The 17,915-nt window shown below is 72.5% G+C and carries 15 protein-coding genes; 12 read left to right on the forward strand and 3 right to left on the reverse strand.

Annotated elements, in window-relative coordinates:
* Nucleotides 1-23: 23 nt before the first annotated feature.
* From ACQP2O_RS52055 to ACQP2O_RS52090, 8 genes are all read left to right on the forward strand, one after another.
* The gene (locus ACQP2O_RS52055; protein ID WP_433177690.1) at nt 24-1,061 is read left to right on the forward strand and encodes a ketoacyl-ACP synthase III family protein; all 1,038 of its coding nucleotides are present in this window, start codon (nt 24-26) and stop codon (nt 1,059-1,061) included.
* A 43-nt stretch (nt 1,062-1,104) separates the two neighbouring features.
* Nucleotides 1,105-2,166, forward strand: coding sequence for a ketoacyl-ACP synthase III family protein (locus ACQP2O_RS52060; RefSeq protein ID WP_433177692.1), 1,062 nt, complete (start codon nt 1,105-1,107; stop codon nt 2,164-2,166).
* Nucleotides 2,166-6,254: a beta-ketoacyl synthase N-terminal-like domain-containing protein gene (locus ACQP2O_RS52065; RefSeq protein WP_433191479.1), complete on the forward strand. Its 4,089-nt coding sequence runs from the start codon at nt 2,166-2,168 to the stop codon at nt 6,252-6,254. The genes ACQP2O_RS52060 and ACQP2O_RS52065 overlap by 1 nt, the downstream gene beginning before the upstream one ends.
* Entirely contained in the window at nt 6,244-7,098 is an 855-nt protein-coding gene (locus ACQP2O_RS52070) for a transketolase (RefSeq protein ID WP_433177694.1), read from the forward strand. The genes ACQP2O_RS52065 and ACQP2O_RS52070 overlap by 11 nt, the downstream gene beginning before the upstream one ends.
* Before the next feature lie 64 nt (nt 7,099-7,162).
* Complete coding sequence (locus ACQP2O_RS52075) at nt 7,163-8,080, forward strand: transketolase family protein (protein ID WP_433177696.1); 918 nt, start codon at nt 7,163-7,165, stop codon at nt 8,078-8,080.
* A 29-nt stretch (nt 8,081-8,109) separates the two neighbouring features.
* Nucleotides 8,110-9,831, forward strand: a complete 1,722-nt coding sequence (locus ACQP2O_RS52080; RefSeq protein WP_433177698.1) for a trehalose-6-phosphate synthase — start codon at nt 8,110-8,112, stop codon at nt 9,829-9,831.
* Nucleotides 9,828-10,613, forward strand: a complete 786-nt coding sequence (locus ACQP2O_RS52085) for a hypothetical protein (RefSeq protein ID WP_433177700.1) — start codon at nt 9,828-9,830, stop codon at nt 10,611-10,613. Before ACQP2O_RS52080 ends, ACQP2O_RS52085 begins: the two co-directional genes overlap by 4 nt.
* Complete coding sequence (locus ACQP2O_RS52090; protein ID WP_433177702.1) at nt 10,610-11,251, forward strand: SIS domain-containing protein; 642 nt, start codon at nt 10,610-10,612, stop codon at nt 11,249-11,251. Before ACQP2O_RS52085 ends, ACQP2O_RS52090 begins: the two co-directional genes overlap by 4 nt.
* 3 nt (nt 11,252-11,254) lie before the next feature.
* On the opposite strand, the gene ACQP2O_RS52095 is transcribed toward ACQP2O_RS52090, so the two are convergent.
* The 3 genes from ACQP2O_RS52095 to ACQP2O_RS52105 all read right to left on the reverse strand — a co-directional run bounded on the left by ACQP2O_RS52095 (nt 11,255) and on the right by ACQP2O_RS52105 (nt 13,176).
* The gene (locus ACQP2O_RS52095) at nt 11,255-11,854 is read right to left on the reverse strand and encodes a TetR/AcrR family transcriptional regulator (protein WP_433177704.1); all 600 of its coding nucleotides are present in this window, start codon (nt 11,852-11,854) and stop codon (nt 11,255-11,257) included.
* A complete protein-coding gene (locus tag ACQP2O_RS52100; protein WP_433177706.1) occupies nt 11,847-12,245 on the reverse strand; it encodes a DUF4260 family protein in 399 nt (132 codons plus the stop codon). The genes ACQP2O_RS52095 and ACQP2O_RS52100 overlap by 8 nt, the downstream gene beginning before the upstream one ends.
* Before the next feature lie 76 nt (nt 12,246-12,321).
* Nucleotides 12,322-13,176 carry an SDR family oxidoreductase gene (locus tag ACQP2O_RS52105; protein ID WP_433177708.1) on the reverse strand — a complete coding sequence of 285 codons (855 nt, stop codon included), beginning with the start codon at nt 13,174-13,176 and terminating at the stop codon, nt 12,322-12,324.
* A 106-nt stretch (nt 13,177-13,282) separates the two neighbouring features.
* Between ACQP2O_RS52105 and ACQP2O_RS52110 the strand changes: the two genes are divergently transcribed.
* The 4 genes from ACQP2O_RS52110 to ACQP2O_RS52125 all read left to right on the forward strand — a co-directional run bounded on the left by ACQP2O_RS52110 (nt 13,283) and on the right by ACQP2O_RS52125 (nt 17,831).
* Nucleotides 13,283-14,008, forward strand: coding sequence for a helix-turn-helix transcriptional regulator (locus ACQP2O_RS52110; RefSeq protein WP_433177710.1), 726 nt, complete (start codon nt 13,283-13,285; stop codon nt 14,006-14,008).
* A 204-nt stretch (nt 14,009-14,212) separates the two neighbouring features.
* Complete coding sequence (locus ACQP2O_RS52115; protein WP_433177712.1) at nt 14,213-15,631, forward strand: family 2B encapsulin nanocompartment shell protein; 1,419 nt, start codon at nt 14,213-14,215, stop codon at nt 15,629-15,631.
* 17 nt (nt 15,632-15,648) lie between these two features.
* Nucleotides 15,649-16,875, forward strand: coding sequence for a family 2 encapsulin nanocompartment cargo protein terpene cyclase (locus ACQP2O_RS52120; protein WP_433177714.1), 1,227 nt, complete (start codon nt 15,649-15,651; stop codon nt 16,873-16,875).
* An 89-nt stretch (nt 16,876-16,964) separates the two neighbouring features.
* The gene (locus ACQP2O_RS52125) at nt 16,965-17,831 is read left to right on the forward strand and encodes a geranyl diphosphate 2-C-methyltransferase (RefSeq protein WP_433177716.1); all 867 of its coding nucleotides are present in this window, start codon (nt 16,965-16,967) and stop codon (nt 17,829-17,831) included.
* Nucleotides 17,832-17,915: the final 84 nt, after the last annotated feature.

Genomic DNA, 17,915 nt, shown 5'->3' on the forward strand with positions numbered 1-17,915 from the left:
CGCGCCGAAGGAGGGACAGACAGATGCGCACACCCGACATGTACCTGCGCAGTATCGGCGTCCATCTGCCACCGGTGGTCACCGTCGAGACGGCCGCCGCCGAGGGCCGCTACCCGGCGGACGAGGTCGAGTACTTCCGTCTCGGCGGCGCGGCGGTGGCCGGCGACCTGCCGGCCCCGGAGCTGGCGCTCCGCGCCGCCCGGCACGCGTTCGAGCGGTCCGGCGGGATGTCACCGCGCGACCTCGACCTCATGCTCTACAGCGACGTCTGGCACCAGGGTCCGGAGGGCTGGGAGCCGCAGTACTACCTCCAGCAGCACCTGGTCGGCGGCGACGTCCTGGCCGTCGAACTCCGGAACGGATGCTGCGGGCTGTTCAGCGGGCTGCAACTGACCGCCGGATACCTGCGGCCGGGCGGTGGCAGCGCGCTGCTGGTCGGCGCGGACAACCACGGCACTCCGCTGGTCGACCGGTGGCGGGCGATCGAGGGCTGCGTGCTGGGCGACGCCGGATGCGCGCTGCTGGTCACGACGGACACCGGGTTCGCCGAGGTGCGGTCGGTCAACGTGACCGTGCTGCCGGAGGCGGAGGCGGTCAACGACGGCGGCGTGCCGATGTTCCCGCCGGACGCGACCGTCGGGCGGCCGCTGGACTTCGCCGCGCGCAACGTGGAATTCCGCAAGCGGCTGATCGAAGGGGACGGCGCGAGCGTCATGCTGGCCATCCAGAAGACGCTGATCGAGCTGGTCGACCGCACCCTCAAGGAGGCGGACATCACGCTCGACGACGTGGCGCGCGTGGCGTTCCCGCACGGGCGCTGGGACGACCTGGAACACCGGGGACTCAACTGGCTCGGGCTCACCCTCGCCGATTCCACTTGGGAGTACGGCGCGAGCATCGGGCACCTCGGGGTCGGCGACCAGTTCGTCGCCCTCGACCACCTGCTGGCCACCGGGGCGCTGGCCGCCGGTGACGACGTGCTGCTCGTCGGGCTCGGAGCCGGCACCACCATGGCCTGCGCCGTACTGCGGATCCTCGGCATTCCGGAGGAGTACGCGTGACCAGCCGCTGAGCGGGCGAAGCGTCGAGTTCGAGGAGGCGGCCGTGGAGACGGCGGACATGTACATCAGCGGGGTCGGATCGTACGTTCCCGGCACGGTCACGGTGGAGGACGCCGTGGCGGCCGGCCGGTACTCCGCGGACGAGGTCGAGCTGTACGGCCTGGCCTCCGTCGCGGTGGCCGGTGACGTCCCGGCGCCGGAGATGGCGCTGCGCGCGGCACGGAGCGCGCTCGCCCGCAGCGGCCGGTCCCCCACCGACCTCGGCCTCCTGCTGTACGTCTCGACCTGGCATCAGGGACCGGAGGGCTGGCCCCCGCAGGCGTACGTGCAACGCCACCTGGTCGGCGACGGGGTGCTGTCCACGCAGCTGAGGCAGGGCTGCAACGGCATGTTCGCGGCGCTGGAGCTGGCAGCGGGTCACCTGCGGGCCGCGCCGGGCCGCAGGGCCGCGCTGCTGGTCGCCGCCGACAACTACGGCACTCCGCTGGTCGACCGGTGGCGGATGCTGCCCGGGGCCGTCGCCGGCGACGCGGGCAGCGCGCTCGTGCTCGACACCGAGCCGGGATTCGCCCGGCTGGCGTCGGTGTGCACGGTGTCGGTGTCGCAGGCCGAGGAGATGCACCGTTGCGCCGAGCCGCTGTTCCCGCCCGGCATCACCGAGGGCCGCCGGGTGGACTTCGCGGCCCACAACGACGAGTTCCGGCGGCGCGCCGTCGTCGAGGGCGACGGCACCGGAGTGCTGGTGACACTGGACGAGCGGATGGCCGGGGTGATCGACCAGGCGCTGTCGGAGGCCGGGATCAAGGCGGCCGACGTGACGCGAGTGGCGTGCATGAACACCTCCCGGGACATCGCCGAGCAGGTCTGCGAGATCCGGCTGGAGATCCCGGCGTCCCGTTCGACGTGGGGGTTCGGCCGGACCATCGGGCACTGCGGCGCGAGTGACCAGGTCCTCGCGCTGGAGCGGCTGGTCCGCACGGGTGAGCTGGGTCCCGGTGACCACCTGCTGATGTTCGCCTACGGACCCGGCGTGACCATCTCCGCCGCCGTCGTGGAGGTGATCGAGTCGCCCGTCTGGGCGCGGACACGAGGAGGCGATGCGTGATGGACCGACCGGTCGAGGCGATCGCGGTGATCGGGATCGGCTGCCGCCTGCCCGGCGGCGCCGGCTCCCCGGACGCCTACTGGGACCTGCTGCGCGAGGGGCGGGACGCGAGCGGGCCGGCACCGGCCGACCGCTGGCGGGACTACGCCGACCGTGGCCCGGCGTACGCCGCGGCGGTCCGCCGCACCGTCCCGCGCGGCAGCTTCCTGGACGACGTGGCCGGCTTCGACGCGGAGTTCTTCGGGCTGTCGCCGCGCGAGGCCGAGTTGATGGACCCGCAGCAGCGCCTGGTGATGGAGACCGCGTGGGAGGCGCTGGAACACGCCGGAGTATCGCCGGACGCGATCGCCGGCACCGACGCCGGCGTGTACGTCGGGGTCTGCACCGGCGACTACGGGCACCGGCTGCTGGAGGACCTGCCCGACATCGAGGCGTGGACCGGGATCGGCTCGGCGACCTGCGCGGTGGCCAACCGCGTCTCGTACGCGCTGGACCTGCGCGGCCCGAGCCTCGCGGTGGACACCGCCTGCTCGGCGTCCCTGGTCGCCGTGCACCTGGCCGCTCAGGCACTGCGGGCCGGGGAGAGCGACGTCGCGCTGGCCGGAGGGGTGAACCTCATCCTCTCCCCCGGCGAGACGCTCACCCTGGACGCCGCCGGCACCCTGGCGCCCGACGGGCGAAGCAAGTCGTTCGACGCCGCAGCCGACGGGTACGGGCGGGGCGAGGGCGCGGCGGTCGTGGTGCTCAAGCGGCTCGCCGACGCCGTACGGGACGGCGACCGGGTCCTCGCGACCATCCGCGGCAGCGCGGTCAACCAGGACGGCCGCACCGTGGGCATCATGGCGCCGTGCGGTCAGGCGCAGGAGCACGTGATGCGCCGCGCCCTGCGACAGGCCGGCGTCGAGCCCGGCACCATCGACTACGTCGAGGCGCACGGCACCGGCACGGCCGTCGGCGACCCGCTCGAGGCTGCCGCGCTGGGCAGCGTGTACGGCGAGGGCAGGCCGGCGGACCGGCCCTGCCTGATCGGCTCGGCGAAGTCCAACATCGGCCACCTGGAGGGCGCCGCCGGAATCGCCGGCCTGGTCAAGGCGGTCCTCGCGCTCGACCGCGGCGTGCTGCCGCCGAGCCGGCTCGACACCCCCACCCCGGCCGTGGACTGGGCGGGCGCCGGGCTGCGCGTGGTCGACGCGCCGACGCCGTGGCCCGGCTCCGCGCACCCCCGCCGCGCCGCCGTCTCCGCCTTCGGCTACGGCGGAACCATCGCCCACATCGTCCTCGAACAGGCGCCACTGGCACCGCCTCCGCCCGAGGGGACCGCAGGCCTGCCATCGCCCGTCGCGGAGGAGACCGCAGGCGTGCCGTCCCCCGTCGCGGAGGAGGCCGCGGGCCCGCCGGCGCCCATCGCCGAGGAGACCGCAGCCCTGCCATCCCCCATCGCCGAGGGAACCGCAAGCCTGCCGTCCCCCGTCGCGGAGGAAACCGCAGGCCCGCCGTCGTCCGTCGCAGAGGGAACCGCAAGCCTGCCGTCCCCCGCCACCGAGGAGACCGCAGACCAGCCGTCCCTCATCGCCGAGGGAACCGCAAGCCTGCTGTCGTCCGTCGCCGAGGGAACCGCGGGCCCGCTGTTCCCCGTGTCCGCCGCGTCGCGGGCCGCGCTGCGGCAGGCCGCCGGTGCCCTCGCCGACGTGGTCGGTGACCTCCCGGCCGCCGACGTCGGGCATACGCTCGCGCTGCGCCGGGCCCACCTGGCGGAGCGGGCGGTGGTGGCCGCCGAGGAACCGGGGGCGCTGGCCGACGGCCTGCGCGCCCTGGCGTCCGGTGCCCCGCACGACGTGGTGACCACCGGCCGGGTGCTCACCGATCCCGGACCCGGACCGGTGTTCGTGTTCTCCGGACACGGCTCGCAGTGGGCCGGCATGGGCCGGGAACTGCTGGCGACCGAGCCCGTGTTCGCAGCCGTGGTCGACGAGCTGGAGCCGGTGTTCGCCGCGGAGATCGGTTTCTCCCCGCGGGAGGCGCTCACCGGCGGGGACCTGACGGAGGTCGACCGGATCCAGACCATGATCTTCGCGATGCAGCTCGGCCTGGTCGAGCTGTGGCGCGAGTACGGTGTGCGCCCGCACGCGGTGATCGGTCATTCGGTCGGCGAGATCGCCGGCGCCGTGACGGCCGGCGCGCTGAGCCGCCTGGACGGTGCCCGGTTGATCTGCCGACGGTCCAAGCTGCTGCGGCGGGTCGCGGGCCGCGGGTCGATGGCCATGGTGCAGCTGCCGTTCGCCGACGCGGCGGAGCGCCTCGCGGGCCGTACGGACGTGGTCGCCGCGATCGCCTCGTCGCCCGGATCGACGGTCGTCTCCGGTGACCCGGACGCCGTCGCGGAGGTGCTGGCCGGCTGGCTCGAGGAGGGCGTCCCCGTCCGCCGGGTCGCCTCGGACGTGGCGTTCCACGGACCGCAGATGGATCCGCTGCTGGCCGATCTGACCGCCGCTGCGGCCGACCTGACTCCAGCCGCCCCGCGGCTCCGGGTCTACTCGACGGCGCTGGACGATCCACGGGCGGCGCCCGGCTTCGACGGTGCGTACTGGGCGACCAACCTGCGTCGGCCGGTACGCCTGGCCGACGCCGTCACGGCGGCGGCGGCCGACGGGTACCGGGCCTTCGTGGAGGTCTCTCCGCATCCGGTGGTGACCCACTCGCTGCTGGAGACGCTGTCCACCGTCGGGCACGAGGACGTGTTCGTCGGTTCGTCGCTGCGCCGGAACCGGCCCGCGCGGGCCGCTCTCCTCGCCGGTGTGGCCGCCGCGCACTGCGCCGGCGTCGCGCTGGACTGGCGCCGTCTCCAGCCGGCCGGCGGGCCGGCCGCGCTCCCCACCTATCCGTGGCAGCGCCGCCGACACTGGCGCCCGCCGTCCGCCCCCGACGCCGGTGGCCGCGGCCACGACCCGGACGCGCACACCCTGCTCGGCGACGCGATCGACCTCGCCGGCACCGGCATCCGGCTCTGGCGGACCGCCCTGGACGACCAGACCCGGCCCTATCCCGGCAGCCACGCCATCGAGGGTGTCGAGATCGTGCCCGCCGCCGTGCTGGCGACCACGTTCTTCGCCGCGTCCGGCGGTCAGTCGCTCGGCGAGGTGACGATGTCGGCACCGCTGCTGACCGCCGACCGCCGCGAGGTCCAGGTCGTACGACAGGAGGGCGGGCTGCGGCTGGCCTCCCGTACGGCGGGTGACCCGGACGCGGCCTGGCAGATGATCGCCACGGCCACAGCGCCCGCCGACGTCGGCGAACCGCCGGCGCCACCACTCCTGCCGCTCACCTCGGCGGACCCCGACTCGGTCACGGAGCGGCTGGCCGCCGTCGGCGTGCCCGGCACCGGATTCGCGTGGACCGTCGAGGAACTCCTGCGCGGCCATGGCGCGCTGCGCGCCCGCGTACGGTGCGGGCCCGCCGCCACCTGGGCCCCCGTGCTGGACGCCGCCATGTCGGTCGCGCCGAGCGCGTTCCCCGGTGATCCGCTGCTGCGCATGGTGACCCGCGTGGACCGGCTGGTCACGGTCGGGGAGCCACCGGACGCGGTACACATCGACGTGTGGCTCGATCCCGAGCTGGCCGACACCGTCCAGGTACGCGTCACGGACGCCACCGATGAGGCCAGCGCCGTCGTCGCCTGGCTGTCAGGCCTTCGGTACCCGGTGATCGACGCCCCGTCCACCGGGGACGCGACGGCGAACGACTCTCGGCCCGCCGACTCGTACGCCCATCTGAGCCCGGAGGAGCTGCGCACCGTGCTGATCGAGGAGGTCGGCGCGCAGATCGCCAAGGAGATGCGGCTGGACCCCACCGACCTCTCGCCCAACCGTCCGCTGGTCGAGCAGGGGCTGGACTCCGTCCTCACGGTCGTCGTTCGGCGCCGGCTGGAGAAACGGTTCCGCTGCTCGCTCCCGACCACTCTGCTGTGGCGGCAGCCGACCATCGCCGCAGTCTCCGACTACATCGCCGGGCTCATGACCGCCGCAGACACCAACGGGAGCACCCGGTCCGTGACCCCGGCGGACGCGAACGGGGGCGCGGATGCGCGGTAAGGGAGTGGTCGCCGGGCCGGCCGAACGTGCCGACGCCACCCGGATCGCCCGCCTCGCGACCCGGTGCCGGCTCGCCCTGCTGGAGATGATCCACCGGGCCGGATCCGGGCATGCCGGCTCGTCCCTGTCCTGCGTGGACATCATCAGCGTGCTCAAGTTCGACCAGATGGACTGGACGCCGGACCCGTCCGCAGGCGACGTCTTCGTCCTGTCCAAGGGGCACGCGGCCCCGGCCTGGTACGCCGCCTTGATCGTCGACGGTGACCTGCCCGCCGAGGACGTCGGCACGCTGCGTGCCCTGGACAGCCGGTTGCAGGGGCACCCGGACCGTACGCGGCTCGACCTGGTGGACGTCAGCACCGGGGCCCTCGGCCAGGGCCTGTCAGTGGCCGTCGGCCGTGCCCTCGGCAAGCGGCTCCACGGCCGCGACTCCACCGTGTACTGCCTGCTGGGCGACGGAGAGTGTCAGGAGGGTCAGGTCTGGGAGGCGTTCATGTACGCCGGAGCGCACCAGGTGCCCGGTCTGGTGGCGATCATCGACCACAACGGGAGCCAGAGCGACGGCGCGGTCGACGACATCCTGCCGCTGCGCCCGCTGCCCGACAAGCTGCGCGCGTTCGGCTGGCAGGTCGACGAGGTGGACGGCCACGACCACGGCGCGCTGCGCGACGCGTTCCGGCGACGTGCCATGGGCGGGCCGTCGGCGATCATCGCCCACACCCGCAAGGGGTGGCTCGGCCCCGGACGCGTCCTCATGAACGGCAGCCACGGCGATCTCCCGTCGGCGGTGGAGTACGCGGCGGCGGTCGACTTCCTGGAGACCTTCCTGGAGGCGGGCATATGACCGAGCGAGGCGAGGGCATGGGCCTGGTCCTTGCCGGGGGGCGTTCCCTCCGTCAGGAGGAGGCATGACGTCGACGCGGGACTGGTTCGGCACCGCGCTGGTCGAGATCGCCCGTGAGTACGACCACGTCGTCGTGGTCAACTGCGACCTCGCCAAGGCCACCCGGACGCAGCCTTTCAAGGAGGAGTTCCCGGACCGGTTCTTCGAGTGCGGCATCGCGGAGGCCAACGCCATCGGGCTGGCCGCCGGGCTGGCGCAGGAGGGGTTCCGGCCGTTCGTCGCGAGCTTCGGCCACTTCCTGACCGGCAAGTTCCTGGAGATCTTCCAGACGGTGGGGCTCAACGACGCGGGCGTGGTCCTGGTCGGCACCCACGCCGGGCTGGCGATCGGACGGGACGGGCCGACGCAGATGGGGCTCCGGGACCTGGCGCTGATGCGCACGCTGCCGAACGTCCAGGTGTTCCACCCGGCCGACGGCGCCGAGACCTGGCAGATGATGGCTCACCTCGCCACGGGACGGGGCCCGAGTTACCTGCGGCTGTGCCGTCAGCCGCAGCCGGAGGTGCACGGGGACGGATACCGGTTCCGGTTCGGTGTCCCGCGCGTGGTGCGTGAGGGCACCGACGTGGTCGTCTTCGCGATGGGCGGTACGGTGCCGGTCGCCGTGGAGGCGGCCGACCGGCTCGCCGCGGAGGGCGTCAGGCCGACGGTGGTCAATGTGTCGTCGCTGCCGGTGGACCGGGCGACGGTCGCATGTCTGGTCGGCGCGCACCGGCGGGCGGTCGTGGTCGAGGACCACCACGTCGTCGGCGGCCTCGCCGACGAACTGGGCCGCATCGTGCTCGGCCTGCCCGACCGGCCCCGCTATGACGTGCTCGCCGTCCCCGGCTACGGCCAGGCCGGACCGCCGGAGGACCTCTACCGCCGATACCGGCTGGACGCCGCGGGGATCGCGGCCTTCGTTCAGGAGACCGCGCGATGAGCGCGCCGATGCCGAGCAGAGGGTCCCGAGTGAGACTGATCGTTTGCAGCAACAGCGCGCCCCGGTGGCAGGACTGCGCGGGCCTGCTGCCCCGCTCGCCCGGCGGCCTGGTGCCGCTGCTCGCGACCCTGCTCGGCGAGCACGGAGGCGACTGGGTATGCACGATGCCCGTCAACGGCCCCTCCCGGTCCTCCGGCGGGGACGGCTCCCTCAGGGCGACCCGGCGGCCCTGCGGCGGGACACCGTCGGTCGCCCTCGACGACGGCTCCGTCCAGGCGACCTGGCCGCCCGGCGGCGGAACACCGTCGGTCGCCCTCAGCGACGGCTCCGTCCAGGCGACCTGGCCGCCCGGCGGCGGAACACCGGTAGGCGCGCCCGGCGACGGCTCGGTCGAGGGACCGTCGGCCATGCCCGGCGACAGCCCCGGTCAGGCGACCTTGCTACCCGGCGACGGGACACCGTCGGGCGCGCCCGGCGACGGCTCCGTCGAGGGACCGTCGGCGGTGCCCGGCGACAGCCCCGTCGAGGTGATCCGGCTGCCCGGCGATGTGACGCTGCACCGGCTGCTCCTGCCACGCGACGTGGTCGACCGGCACTACGAGACCGTCGGCGTACGTCTGCTGCTGTGGCTGTTCCACTATCTGCTGGACACTTCGCGGCAGCCAGACGGGCGGCTCGCGGAGGCCTGGTCCGGCTACGAGGCGGTCAATCGCGCGTACGCCGACAGGGTGGCCACGCTCATGACGGGGTCACCGGACGAGTTCGTCCTGGTCAACGACCACCACCTGTTCCTGGTCCCGGAGATGCTCGCACGGCGTGGAGGGCGGCGCGGCCGGATCGCGTTCTTCCAGGGGCTGCCCTGGTGCGAGCCCGACTACTTCGGCGTCCTCCCCGCGTACATCCGGGACCGAATCCTCGCGAGCCTGCTGTGCGCCGACGTGGTCGGCTTCCACTGCACCCGGTGGGCGCGGGCCTTCCTGGGCTGCTGTGCCCGTTACCTGCCGGGCTGCGCCGTCGACGATGGCGGCGTGACGTACGACGGGCGCCGGACCCGGGTCACCGTCGCCCCGTTCCCGCTGGACGTCGCGGCGGTGGAACGGCTGCGCGACGAGCCGGCCACCGCCGAGTGGCGCGGCCGGCTGGACCGCGAGGGCCGTGGGCGGCGGATGATCGTCCGGGCCGACCGCATCGACCTGTGGAAGAACCTGCCGCGCGGGTTCGCCGCGTACCGGAGCCTGCTGGAGCGCGAACCCGGGCTGGCCGGAGAGTGGTGGTTCTGCGCGGTGGCCACCCCGCCGGGCCGCCCGACCGAGCGCACCCTGGCACTCCAACGGGAGTGCGAGGGCATGGTGGCCGACCTGAACGAGCGGTTCGGCGCGCCCGGCCGGCCCGCCGTCTCGCTGATCTATCCCGACCTCGCCACGACGCGCCACTGCGTCGTCGCCGCCCTGTCGGGGGCGGATGTCACGGTGGTGAATCCGACGTTCGACGGCATGAACCTCGTCGCCAAGGAGGCCCTCTTCCTCGGCGAGCGCGCCCGGCTGCTGCTCTCGGTCAACGCGGGAGCCTACGAGCAGCTGGCCGGCCACGTGACGCCCGTGCACCCGTTCGATGTCGAGGCGACCGCCTCGGCGATGCTCGACGCGATGGCCGCCGACGACGTTCCCGCAGGCCGGGCGGCGGTACGACGGTCGCTGCGCGAGCAGGACGCGAACAGCTGGCTCAACCGCATGATGGGAGCGGAATCGTGAAGACGACCGTGCTCGACACCGATTACGGACACATCAGCCGGCTCGCCGACCAGGCCGCCGACGGGGCGTACCTGTTCGCCGAGCACACCGTGGCGGCCGGACGCGCCACCCCGTTCCGGTCCCATCCGCGCGACCACCGGAGCTTCGTGGTCATCGCCGGCCGGGTGCGGCTGGAGGGCGCGATCGGATCGAGGACGTACGGCCGCCTGGACGGCTGGCACGCCCTTCCGGGCTGCGTCCACCGGATCATGGGCGTCGGCCCCGAACCGGCGGTCCTCATCGAGGCCGGCTCCGTCCTCGGAGAGACCAGAGAGATGACCGAGCCGGAGGGCGCGACGGGCTGCCGCTGTCCGGACGTCTCGGACTACACGGTGCACAAGCCTTGGGGCGGTGAGGTCTGGTACACCCACAACCTCCCCGGCGTCCCCTACGCGCTGAAACGCATCCGGATGACCGAGGGCCACCAGTCGTCCCTGCAGTCCCATCGGCAGAAGCTGGAGACCAACTACGTCATCGAGGGAGAGGCCACGGTGCTGACCGGTGCCACCGCGCCCGACGACCTGAGCGCGGTGATCGACCTGGGGAAGCTGACCACCACCGTCCACCGTCCTCGTACGGGCTGGACCAATCCGCCGGGAGAGCTGCACCGCGTGATCGCGCGAACGGACTACACGTCCATCGAGGTCTCCACCCCCGAACTCGACGACGTCATCCGCTGGCAGGACGACGCGGGGCGCGGGAACGGTCGCATCGACTCCGAGCACGCGGGCGGCCGGTCATGAACCTCGCCGAGACCATCGAGCTGTACCTCACCGAGAAGCGCCGCATCCTGGAACTGCTCCCCGTCGCCGTCATCGAGCGGGCCGCCGCGATGCTGTTCGAGACGTACGACGACGGCGGCACCGTCTACGCCATGGCCAACGGCGGGAACGCCGGCACCCTCGACCACGCCTACTGCGATTTCAAGCACCATCCGTTCGTGACGGAGGACAAGACGCGGCCCCTCCCGGCGGACGTCCAGCGGCTGTCGTTCGTCAACCTGTGCTCGTCGGCCGCCGAGCTCACCGGTCTCGTCAACGACCTCGGCGTCGAGGACATGTTCGCGGCGTCCCTCGCACCCGTCGTCACCGCCAAGGACCTGGTCATGGCCTACTCCGGGAGCGGCAACTCGGTGAACGTGACGAAGGCGCTGCAGGTCGCCGTCGACGCGGGCGCGAAGACGTTCGCCATGACCAAGGGGGACGGCGGCAGATGCCGGGACCTGGCCGAGGTGTGCCTGGTGGTCCCCGGCACCTCGCGGTTCCCCGGTCAGGTCGGCAAGAACGACAACAACTTCCACTTCGAGGACCTCATGCTCTCGGTCAACCACATGCTGGTCGGCCTCCTCAAGCAACGCGTCGCCGAACGCCACGCGGGGTAGCCCTCAGACGGGCCGGACGAGCGCCGCGAGCCCCGCACGCCAGGCCGGGTCCAGGTCCGCGCCCGGCGGAAAGCGGCCGTCGAGCTCGAGCATCACCATTCCGTGCGCGAACGCCCATGCCGCCCGGGCGCGGTCCGGGTCGCCGACCACCCGCACCAGGGGCATCGCCGTCCGGTCCTCGAGGCCGGGCGGCAGCAGGTCGCGGGGAAGCGGGCCCGTGGTCATCAACCGGTACAGGTGGGGGTGAGCGCGGGCGTAGGCACGGTAGGCGGCGCCGAGCCCGGCCATGACGTCGGCGGGGCCGGCGGCCTCGACTTGCCCGGCGGCCTCGGCCGGACCGGCAGCCTCAGCCAAACTGGCAGCCTCGGCCGGACCGGCGGTCTCGGCCGCTTCGAGGGCGCGGGCCATCTCCTCCATGCCCTCGGCGATGAGCTCGGCCTCCACCGCGGCCTTGTCCGGGAAGTGCTTGTACAGGGACGGCGCGCGGATGCCGAGGCGGTCGGCGAGGCGCCGCATGGTGAGCGCGTCGGCGCCGTCCTTCTCCAGCAGCTCGCGGGCCGCGGCGACGATCTGCCGGGCTCGCGGCGAGAGCCGGTCAGCCACGGCGGCGTCCGTCCCGGTCGCGCAGCCCGTACCCGAAGGCGCGGTCGTAGGCGATGTGGGCGAGCCAGCCGAGACCGGCGGCGAAGACAGGAGGACCGCCCACCGGCGCGAAGATCCAGGCGACGAGCAGGACGAACGGGACCCAGAAGCGGTGCACGGCGTTGTAGTACGGCACGGCGCGCGGAGAGAGACGGCCGTGGCCGGCCTCGGACGCCCCGATGAGCATCGTGAGGTCGGGGGCGATCGCGAGCAGTAGGGCCGTGATGAGCGCGAGAACGCCGTGGTTGACCACTTCGAGCACGGCGAACGCCGTGAAGAAGAGCGCGAGAGCGAGCCACCCGATCCGGAGGACGGGGTGCGGGGTGCGCGTCGGTGCGATGGGCTGGTCCATCAGGCCCTCCTGAGAAGCTAGCTAACACCGTTAGCCTAAGGCTAACGGTGTTAGCCGTCAATCCCCGGCGGACTGCTCAGCCGGTGAAAGCGGTGCGATGCTCCTGAGCCCAGGCGGAGAAGGTACGAGCCGGTCGGCCCAGCACACGCTCGACGTCACCGGTCAGGGTCGCGTTGCCGCCCTCCGCGACGAGGCGCGCCCCGTTCACCGCGGTCGCGACGAAGGCGGGATCCAGTCCGGCGGCGCTCAACCCGTCGCGGTAGTCGTCCAGCGGCAGGTGGACCGTCTCGACGGTGCGACCGAGGACGTGGCCCAGCTGCTCGGCCATGTCGGGAACGCTGAGCAGTTCCGGACCGGTCACGGTGTAGACGTGCCCGTCGTGGTCGGGCGAGGTCAGTGCCCGCGCAGCCACTTCGGCCACGTCTCCGGGATCGACGACGCCCTGGACACCGGTCCCCATCGGGTTCGGGATCGGCGTGCCGGCTCGGATCGCGTCGGCCCAGCGGAGTGCGTTCGAGGCGAAACTGGACGGCCGGAGCACCGTCCAGGCCAGGCCGCTCGACCGAACCGCCTCCTCCCCGGGAAGATGCCAGTCCCCGACCTCGACGTCGGTCTTCTCGCCCGTGCCGATCGCCGACAGTTTGACCACCGTGCGCACGCCGGCCGAACGCGCAGCCGCGAGCATCGCCTCGTCGTGCTGAACCACCCATGGCCCCGGCGCGGTGAGCATGAACATCGCCGTGGCACCCTCAGCCGCCGTCGCCAGCGACGCGGGGTCGGTGAAATCCGCCCGTACGACCTCGACTCCGGCCGGGAGCGACGTGGCGTTCGCAGGGTTCCGCGTCATCGCGCGGACCTTCTCTCCGCCGGCCGCCAGTATCCGGATCAGTTCTCGACCGATGGTGCCCGTGGCACCCGTAATGAAGATCATGAACACCACGCTGCCAGCGGGCCACCCACCGTCTATAGGAAGAATCGGCATGCCCCGTTCGGCATGCCCCGCAGTAGCGTGTGGTCATGACCGCTGGGGGCATGTCGTGTTGATCGGGAAGGTCGACGACCTGAGTGGCGACACCGGCGACGGGATCGTCCATACGCCCGATATCGCCACCGCCCTGGTGTTCCGGACGACGGCGGCCGGGCGCAGCGATCTCGTCGTGGTCGGCCCCCGCACCCGGGCCGCCTATCACGTCGGCAAGGATCTGCCGGTCTGCCTCAAGGTCCGGCTACCGTCCGGCGCGGCCCGGCCTCTGCTGGGTCCGCCGATCAGCGAACTGGTGGATCGGGTGGTGCCGCTCGCCGACCTGTGGGGTGACTCCGGGGTCCGCCTCGAGCGGCGGCTGGCATGCCTTGGCGGTGACCGCGACCTCATCCGCGACCACCTCGACGCGGCCCTGCGGGCCCGCATCGGCTCCCGGTCGCCGGTCGACCCGACCCGTGCTCGCCTGGTCCGTGCCGCCGCGACGGCGTTGTCGACCCGGCGGCCGACGCACCTGCCCGATCTCGCGCGCCGTCTGGCCGTCAGCGAGCGTCACCTCCGCGGCCTGCTCACCGAGGATGCCGGTCTGCCGCCGAAGTCCTTCGCTCGCGTCGCCCGCCTGCGCAACGCACTCACCCGCGGCCGCGTCTCCCGGTTGGCAGAGCTCGCCGCGACCGCCGGCTACTACGACCAGTCCCACATGACCGCCGACTTCCGCAGCATGATGGGCGTGCCTCCCGCCGCCTTCTTCGCGGGCAGGCTCCCCGACCTCCAGCCCTGCTGAGCCGCGTCCCCACGCGATTCGGTCGGTCGGCCCGGGACGTCGGCAACGTAGGCGATCAGTAAGGCAAGGGTGCCCTTTTCGGGAGTGTCACGTTACGACACCCCAGCCATACGCTCGGTCACGGGTCGATCACTTCACGTGATCGCCTCAGTACGGTCAAGGGTCCGTCAGCGCACTGTCCGCGCTCGAGAGGGAGGTCTCGGTTTGAGCCCATCGTCATCGCGGGAGCCGATCTACACGACGGAAGATCAGTATCCACAGACTCTCGGCACCGCAGCGGCACGCAACCTGGCGACGACCACCAAGACCCCACCGCAGATGCAGGCGATCAGCTCGCGCTGGCTGCTGCGCGTCCTGCCCTGGGTGGAGGTGTCCGGCGGCGCCTACCGGGTCAACCGGCGCATGACCTACAAGGTGGGCGGGGGGCGGGTCGGCATCGCCGGCACGGCCCGCCGGGCGGAGGTCATCCCGCCCACGCTGCGGGAGGTTCCGCCCTTCGCCGGGTTCTACGACGAGGAGGTGCTCGGCGAGCTGGCCTCCCGGTTCACGCAGCGGGAGCTGCCGGCCGGGGAGACGCTCGTGGAGCACGGACAGCGCGGCGACGACTTCTTCGTGGTCGCCCACGGAAAGCTCCGCCGCGAAGGCGAGGGAGCCTTCGACGAGTCGACCCATCTGCCTCCCGTCGGCGACGGCGGCTACCTCTCGTACGAGGCGCTGACGGATCCGGACTTCACCTGGGACCACAGCGCCGTCGCCGCGACCGCGTGCTCGCTGCTGGTGCTGTCGCGGCAGGACTTCCTCGCCATCCTCGATCGGTCGGACGCTCTCACCGCGCACGTCGAGCGGTTCCAGACCGTGCGGCAGGTCCCGCAGAACAAACACGGCGAGGCCGAGATCGCGCTGGCCGCCGGCCACGCCGGGGAGCATGCGCTGCCGGCCTCGTACGCCGACTACGAGCTCTCGCCACGGGAGTACGAGCTGGGCGTCGCGCAGACCGTGCTGCGGGTGCACACCCGGGTCACCGATCTGTACAACGAGCCGATGAACCAGCTGGAGCAGCAGCTGCGGCTGACCATCGAGGCGCTGCGCGAGAAGCAGGAAGACGAGATGGTCAACAACCCGGACTTCGGGCTGTTGAACAACGCCGACTACTCCCAGCGGCTCCAGACCCGGTCGGGTCCGCCGACCCCCGACGACATGGACGAGCTGCTGTCACGCCGCCGCAGCACCCGGTTCTTCCTGGCTCACCCGAAGGCGATCGCGGCGTTCCTGCGCGAGTGCAACCGGCGCGGTCTCTACCCCGACCCCGTTGAGCTGGAGGGCAGCCGAATCCCCGGGTGGCGCGGCATACCGATCTACCCCTGCAACAAGATCCCCATCGCCGCGGGCCACACGTCGTCGATCCTGGCGATGCGCACCGGAGAGGACGACCAGGGCGTGGTCGGCCTCCACCAGACGGGCATCCCGGACGAGTACGAGCCGGGGCTGAACGTCCGGTTCATGGGCATCGACGAGAAGGCGGTCACGTCGTACCTGGTCAGCACCTACTTCTCGGCCGCGGTGCTGGTCCCCGACGCGCTCGGTGTGCTGGAGAACGTCGAGATCGCGACCCCCGGCTCGTGATGGCGGAGCACGTTCCGGTGGAGCCGGAGACTCCGCTGGGTCTGCCGTCCGGCCCGACGGGGCTCGGCACGTCGGCGGCCCGCCTGGCGGACGCGCTGCGGACTGCGGTCCGCGAGACCCGCTCCGTCGTACCGGGCGCTCCGGAACGACCGGGCCGGCCACCCGCCTCCGACCCATCGCCGGAGTCCGAAGCGGAGACCGAGGGCGTCGAGCGGCCCGCGCTCTCCTGCCCCGAGGAGGCCGCGGCAGGCTCCTACGCCACACCCGGATACGCCGAACGCCCGTGGGGCGACGGCTCGTACCCACCGCTGTACTGCCCGGAGACGGTCCGCGTCAACGACGCCCTCGGCGACCAGGTGAACGACGCCCTCGTCGCCTGGGCGGAGGAGACCGGCATCTACGCCGACCGGCTCGACGCGTTCCGCCGCACCGGATTCGGCCGGCTCGCCATGCTCGCCCACCCCGACACCGACGACCCGGACCGGTTGCTCCTCGCCGCCCAGGTGAACGCCGCCTGGTGGGCGAGCGACGACTACTACGCCGACGAGAGCGAGCTGGGAGCCACGCCCATTGAACTTCCACCGCGGCTGGCGCTGGTCATGTCGGCGATGGACCGCCCACCGCCCGCCGGGGAGTTCACCGGCCCGCTCGAGGAGGCACTGCGGGCCGACCCCGTCCTGGTCGCGTTCGATTCGGCGACCGCACACCTGCGGCGCCACGCCACACCTTCCCAGGTCATGCGGATTTGCAACACAACGTTCCAGATGTACGTGAGCTGGACGGCGTACGCCGCGTGGCGCCACAGCGGCGGGCTCCCTCCGGCCTGGCGCTACCTCGCCGCCCGGCAGCACGACAGCTTCTACACGTCCATGACGTTGATCGACGTCGTCGGTGGCTACGCGCTTCCGGCCGACCTCTTCTACGAGCCGCACTTTCACCGCGCGCTGATGCAGGCGGGCACGGCCGCCGTCATCGTCAACGACCTCCACTCGGTTGCCAGGGAGGCGGCGGACGAGCAGTCCGACAACCTGGTCCTGCTGGTCGCCGCCGAGGAGAAGTGCACGCTCCGGGAGGCGATCGAGACCTGCGTACGCCTGCACAACCGGTTCGTCCGGGACTTCCAGACGAGCCAGGAGAAGCTCGCCGCCGTCCCCTCCATGGAGCTGCAACGGTTCCTCCGCGGAGCCCAGTCGTGGATGGGAGGAGGCTTCGAATGGCACAGCACGAGTAGCCGATACCAGTGAACCGCGGGCGGCCGGGACGCCCCCGCGTCCCGGCCGCCGATGACCGGCAGCTCCATCACATCCCCCCACACGAGCCCGAAGGAGCCGGCATGACGTCCGTCCAAGACTCCCTCCACGACTCCGCAGTCCCCGTCAGCCCGTACCAACGCTCGGTCGCCGACTACTGGAACGCCGAGCGGAACCCGGTCAACCTGCGCCTGGGCGAGGTGGACGGCATCTACCACCACCACTACGGGATCGGCGAAGTGGACTGGTCCGTCCTGCAGAGCCCACCGGAGATCCGCGAGACCCAGATCATCAACGAGCTGCACCGCCTCGAGAGCGCGCAGGCCGACTTCCTCCTCGACCACCTCGGCCCCCTGGGGCCCGCGGATCGCGTCATGGACGCGGGCTGCGGACGCGGCGGGTCCAGCCTCGTGGCCGCCGCGCGGTTCGGATGCGAGGTCGACGGCGTCTCCATCTCGCAGGCTCAGGTGGACTTCGCGGGCGAACAGGCACGGCTGCGCGGCGTCGGCGACCAGGTGCGCTTCCAGCTGCGCAACATGCTCGACACCGGCTTCCCCACCGGCGCGTTCCAGGCAAGCTGGAACAACGAGTCCACCATGTACGTCGAACTCGGACTGTTGTTCGCGGAGCATTCGCGGCTGCTCCGTCGCGGCGGCCGGTACGTCTGCATCACGGGCTGCTACAACGACGCGTACGGGCTGCCGTCGCGGGCCGTCAGCCAGATCAACGCGCACTACATCTGCGACATCCACCCGCGCAGCACGTACTTCCGGGAGATGGCCGCGAACCGCCTGGTCCCGGTCAGCGTCGTCGACCTGACCCCGGCGACCATCCCGTACTGGCGGCTGCGCGCCCAGTCCAGCCTGGCCACCGGCATCGAGAGCGCGTTCCTCGACGCCTACACCGGCGGCAGCTTCCAGTACCTCCTCATCGCCGCCGACCGCGTCTGACGCCCCGGCCCGACCGGCGCGCGGTTCGGTGGCGTCGGGCGGGCCCCCGCAGGACCAGGGCGCACAGCCCGTCCGACAGGCCCG

It is taken from the genome of Actinoallomurus sp. CA-150999, assembly GCF_050942425.1.
Classification (GTDB): Bacteria; Actinomycetota; Actinomycetes; order Streptosporangiales; family Streptosporangiaceae; genus Actinoallomurus.

Excerpts from the sequence above, each read along its gene's own strand:
- ACQP2O_RS52055 (WP_433177690.1), top strand. The coding sequence starts at position 24 with ATGCGCACACCCGACATGTACCTGCGCAGTATCGGCGTCCATCTGCCA.
- ACQP2O_RS52065 (WP_433191479.1), top strand. The coding sequence starts at position 2,166 with ATGGACCGACCGGTCGAGGCGATCGCGGTGATCGGGATCGGCTGCCGC.
- ACQP2O_RS52070 (WP_433177694.1), top strand. The coding sequence starts at position 6,244 with ATGCGCGGTAAGGGAGTGGTCGCCGGGCCGGCCGAACGTGCCGACGCC.
- ACQP2O_RS52075 (WP_433177696.1), top strand. The coding sequence starts at position 7,163 with ATGACGTCGACGCGGGACTGGTTCGGCACCGCGCTGGTCGAGATCGCC.
- ACQP2O_RS52090 (WP_433177702.1), top strand. The coding sequence starts at position 10,610 with ATGAACCTCGCCGAGACCATCGAGCTGTACCTCACCGAGAAGCGCCGC.
- ACQP2O_RS52100 (WP_433177706.1), bottom strand. The coding sequence starts at position 12,245 with ATGGACCAGCCCATCGCACCGACGCGCACCCCGCACCCCGTCCTCCGG.
- ACQP2O_RS52105 (WP_433177708.1), bottom strand. The coding sequence starts at position 13,176 with ATGATCTTCATTACGGGTGCCACGGGCACCATCGGTCGAGAACTGATC.
- ACQP2O_RS52125 (WP_433177716.1), top strand. The coding sequence starts at position 16,965 with ATGACGTCCGTCCAAGACTCCCTCCACGACTCCGCAGTCCCCGTCAGC.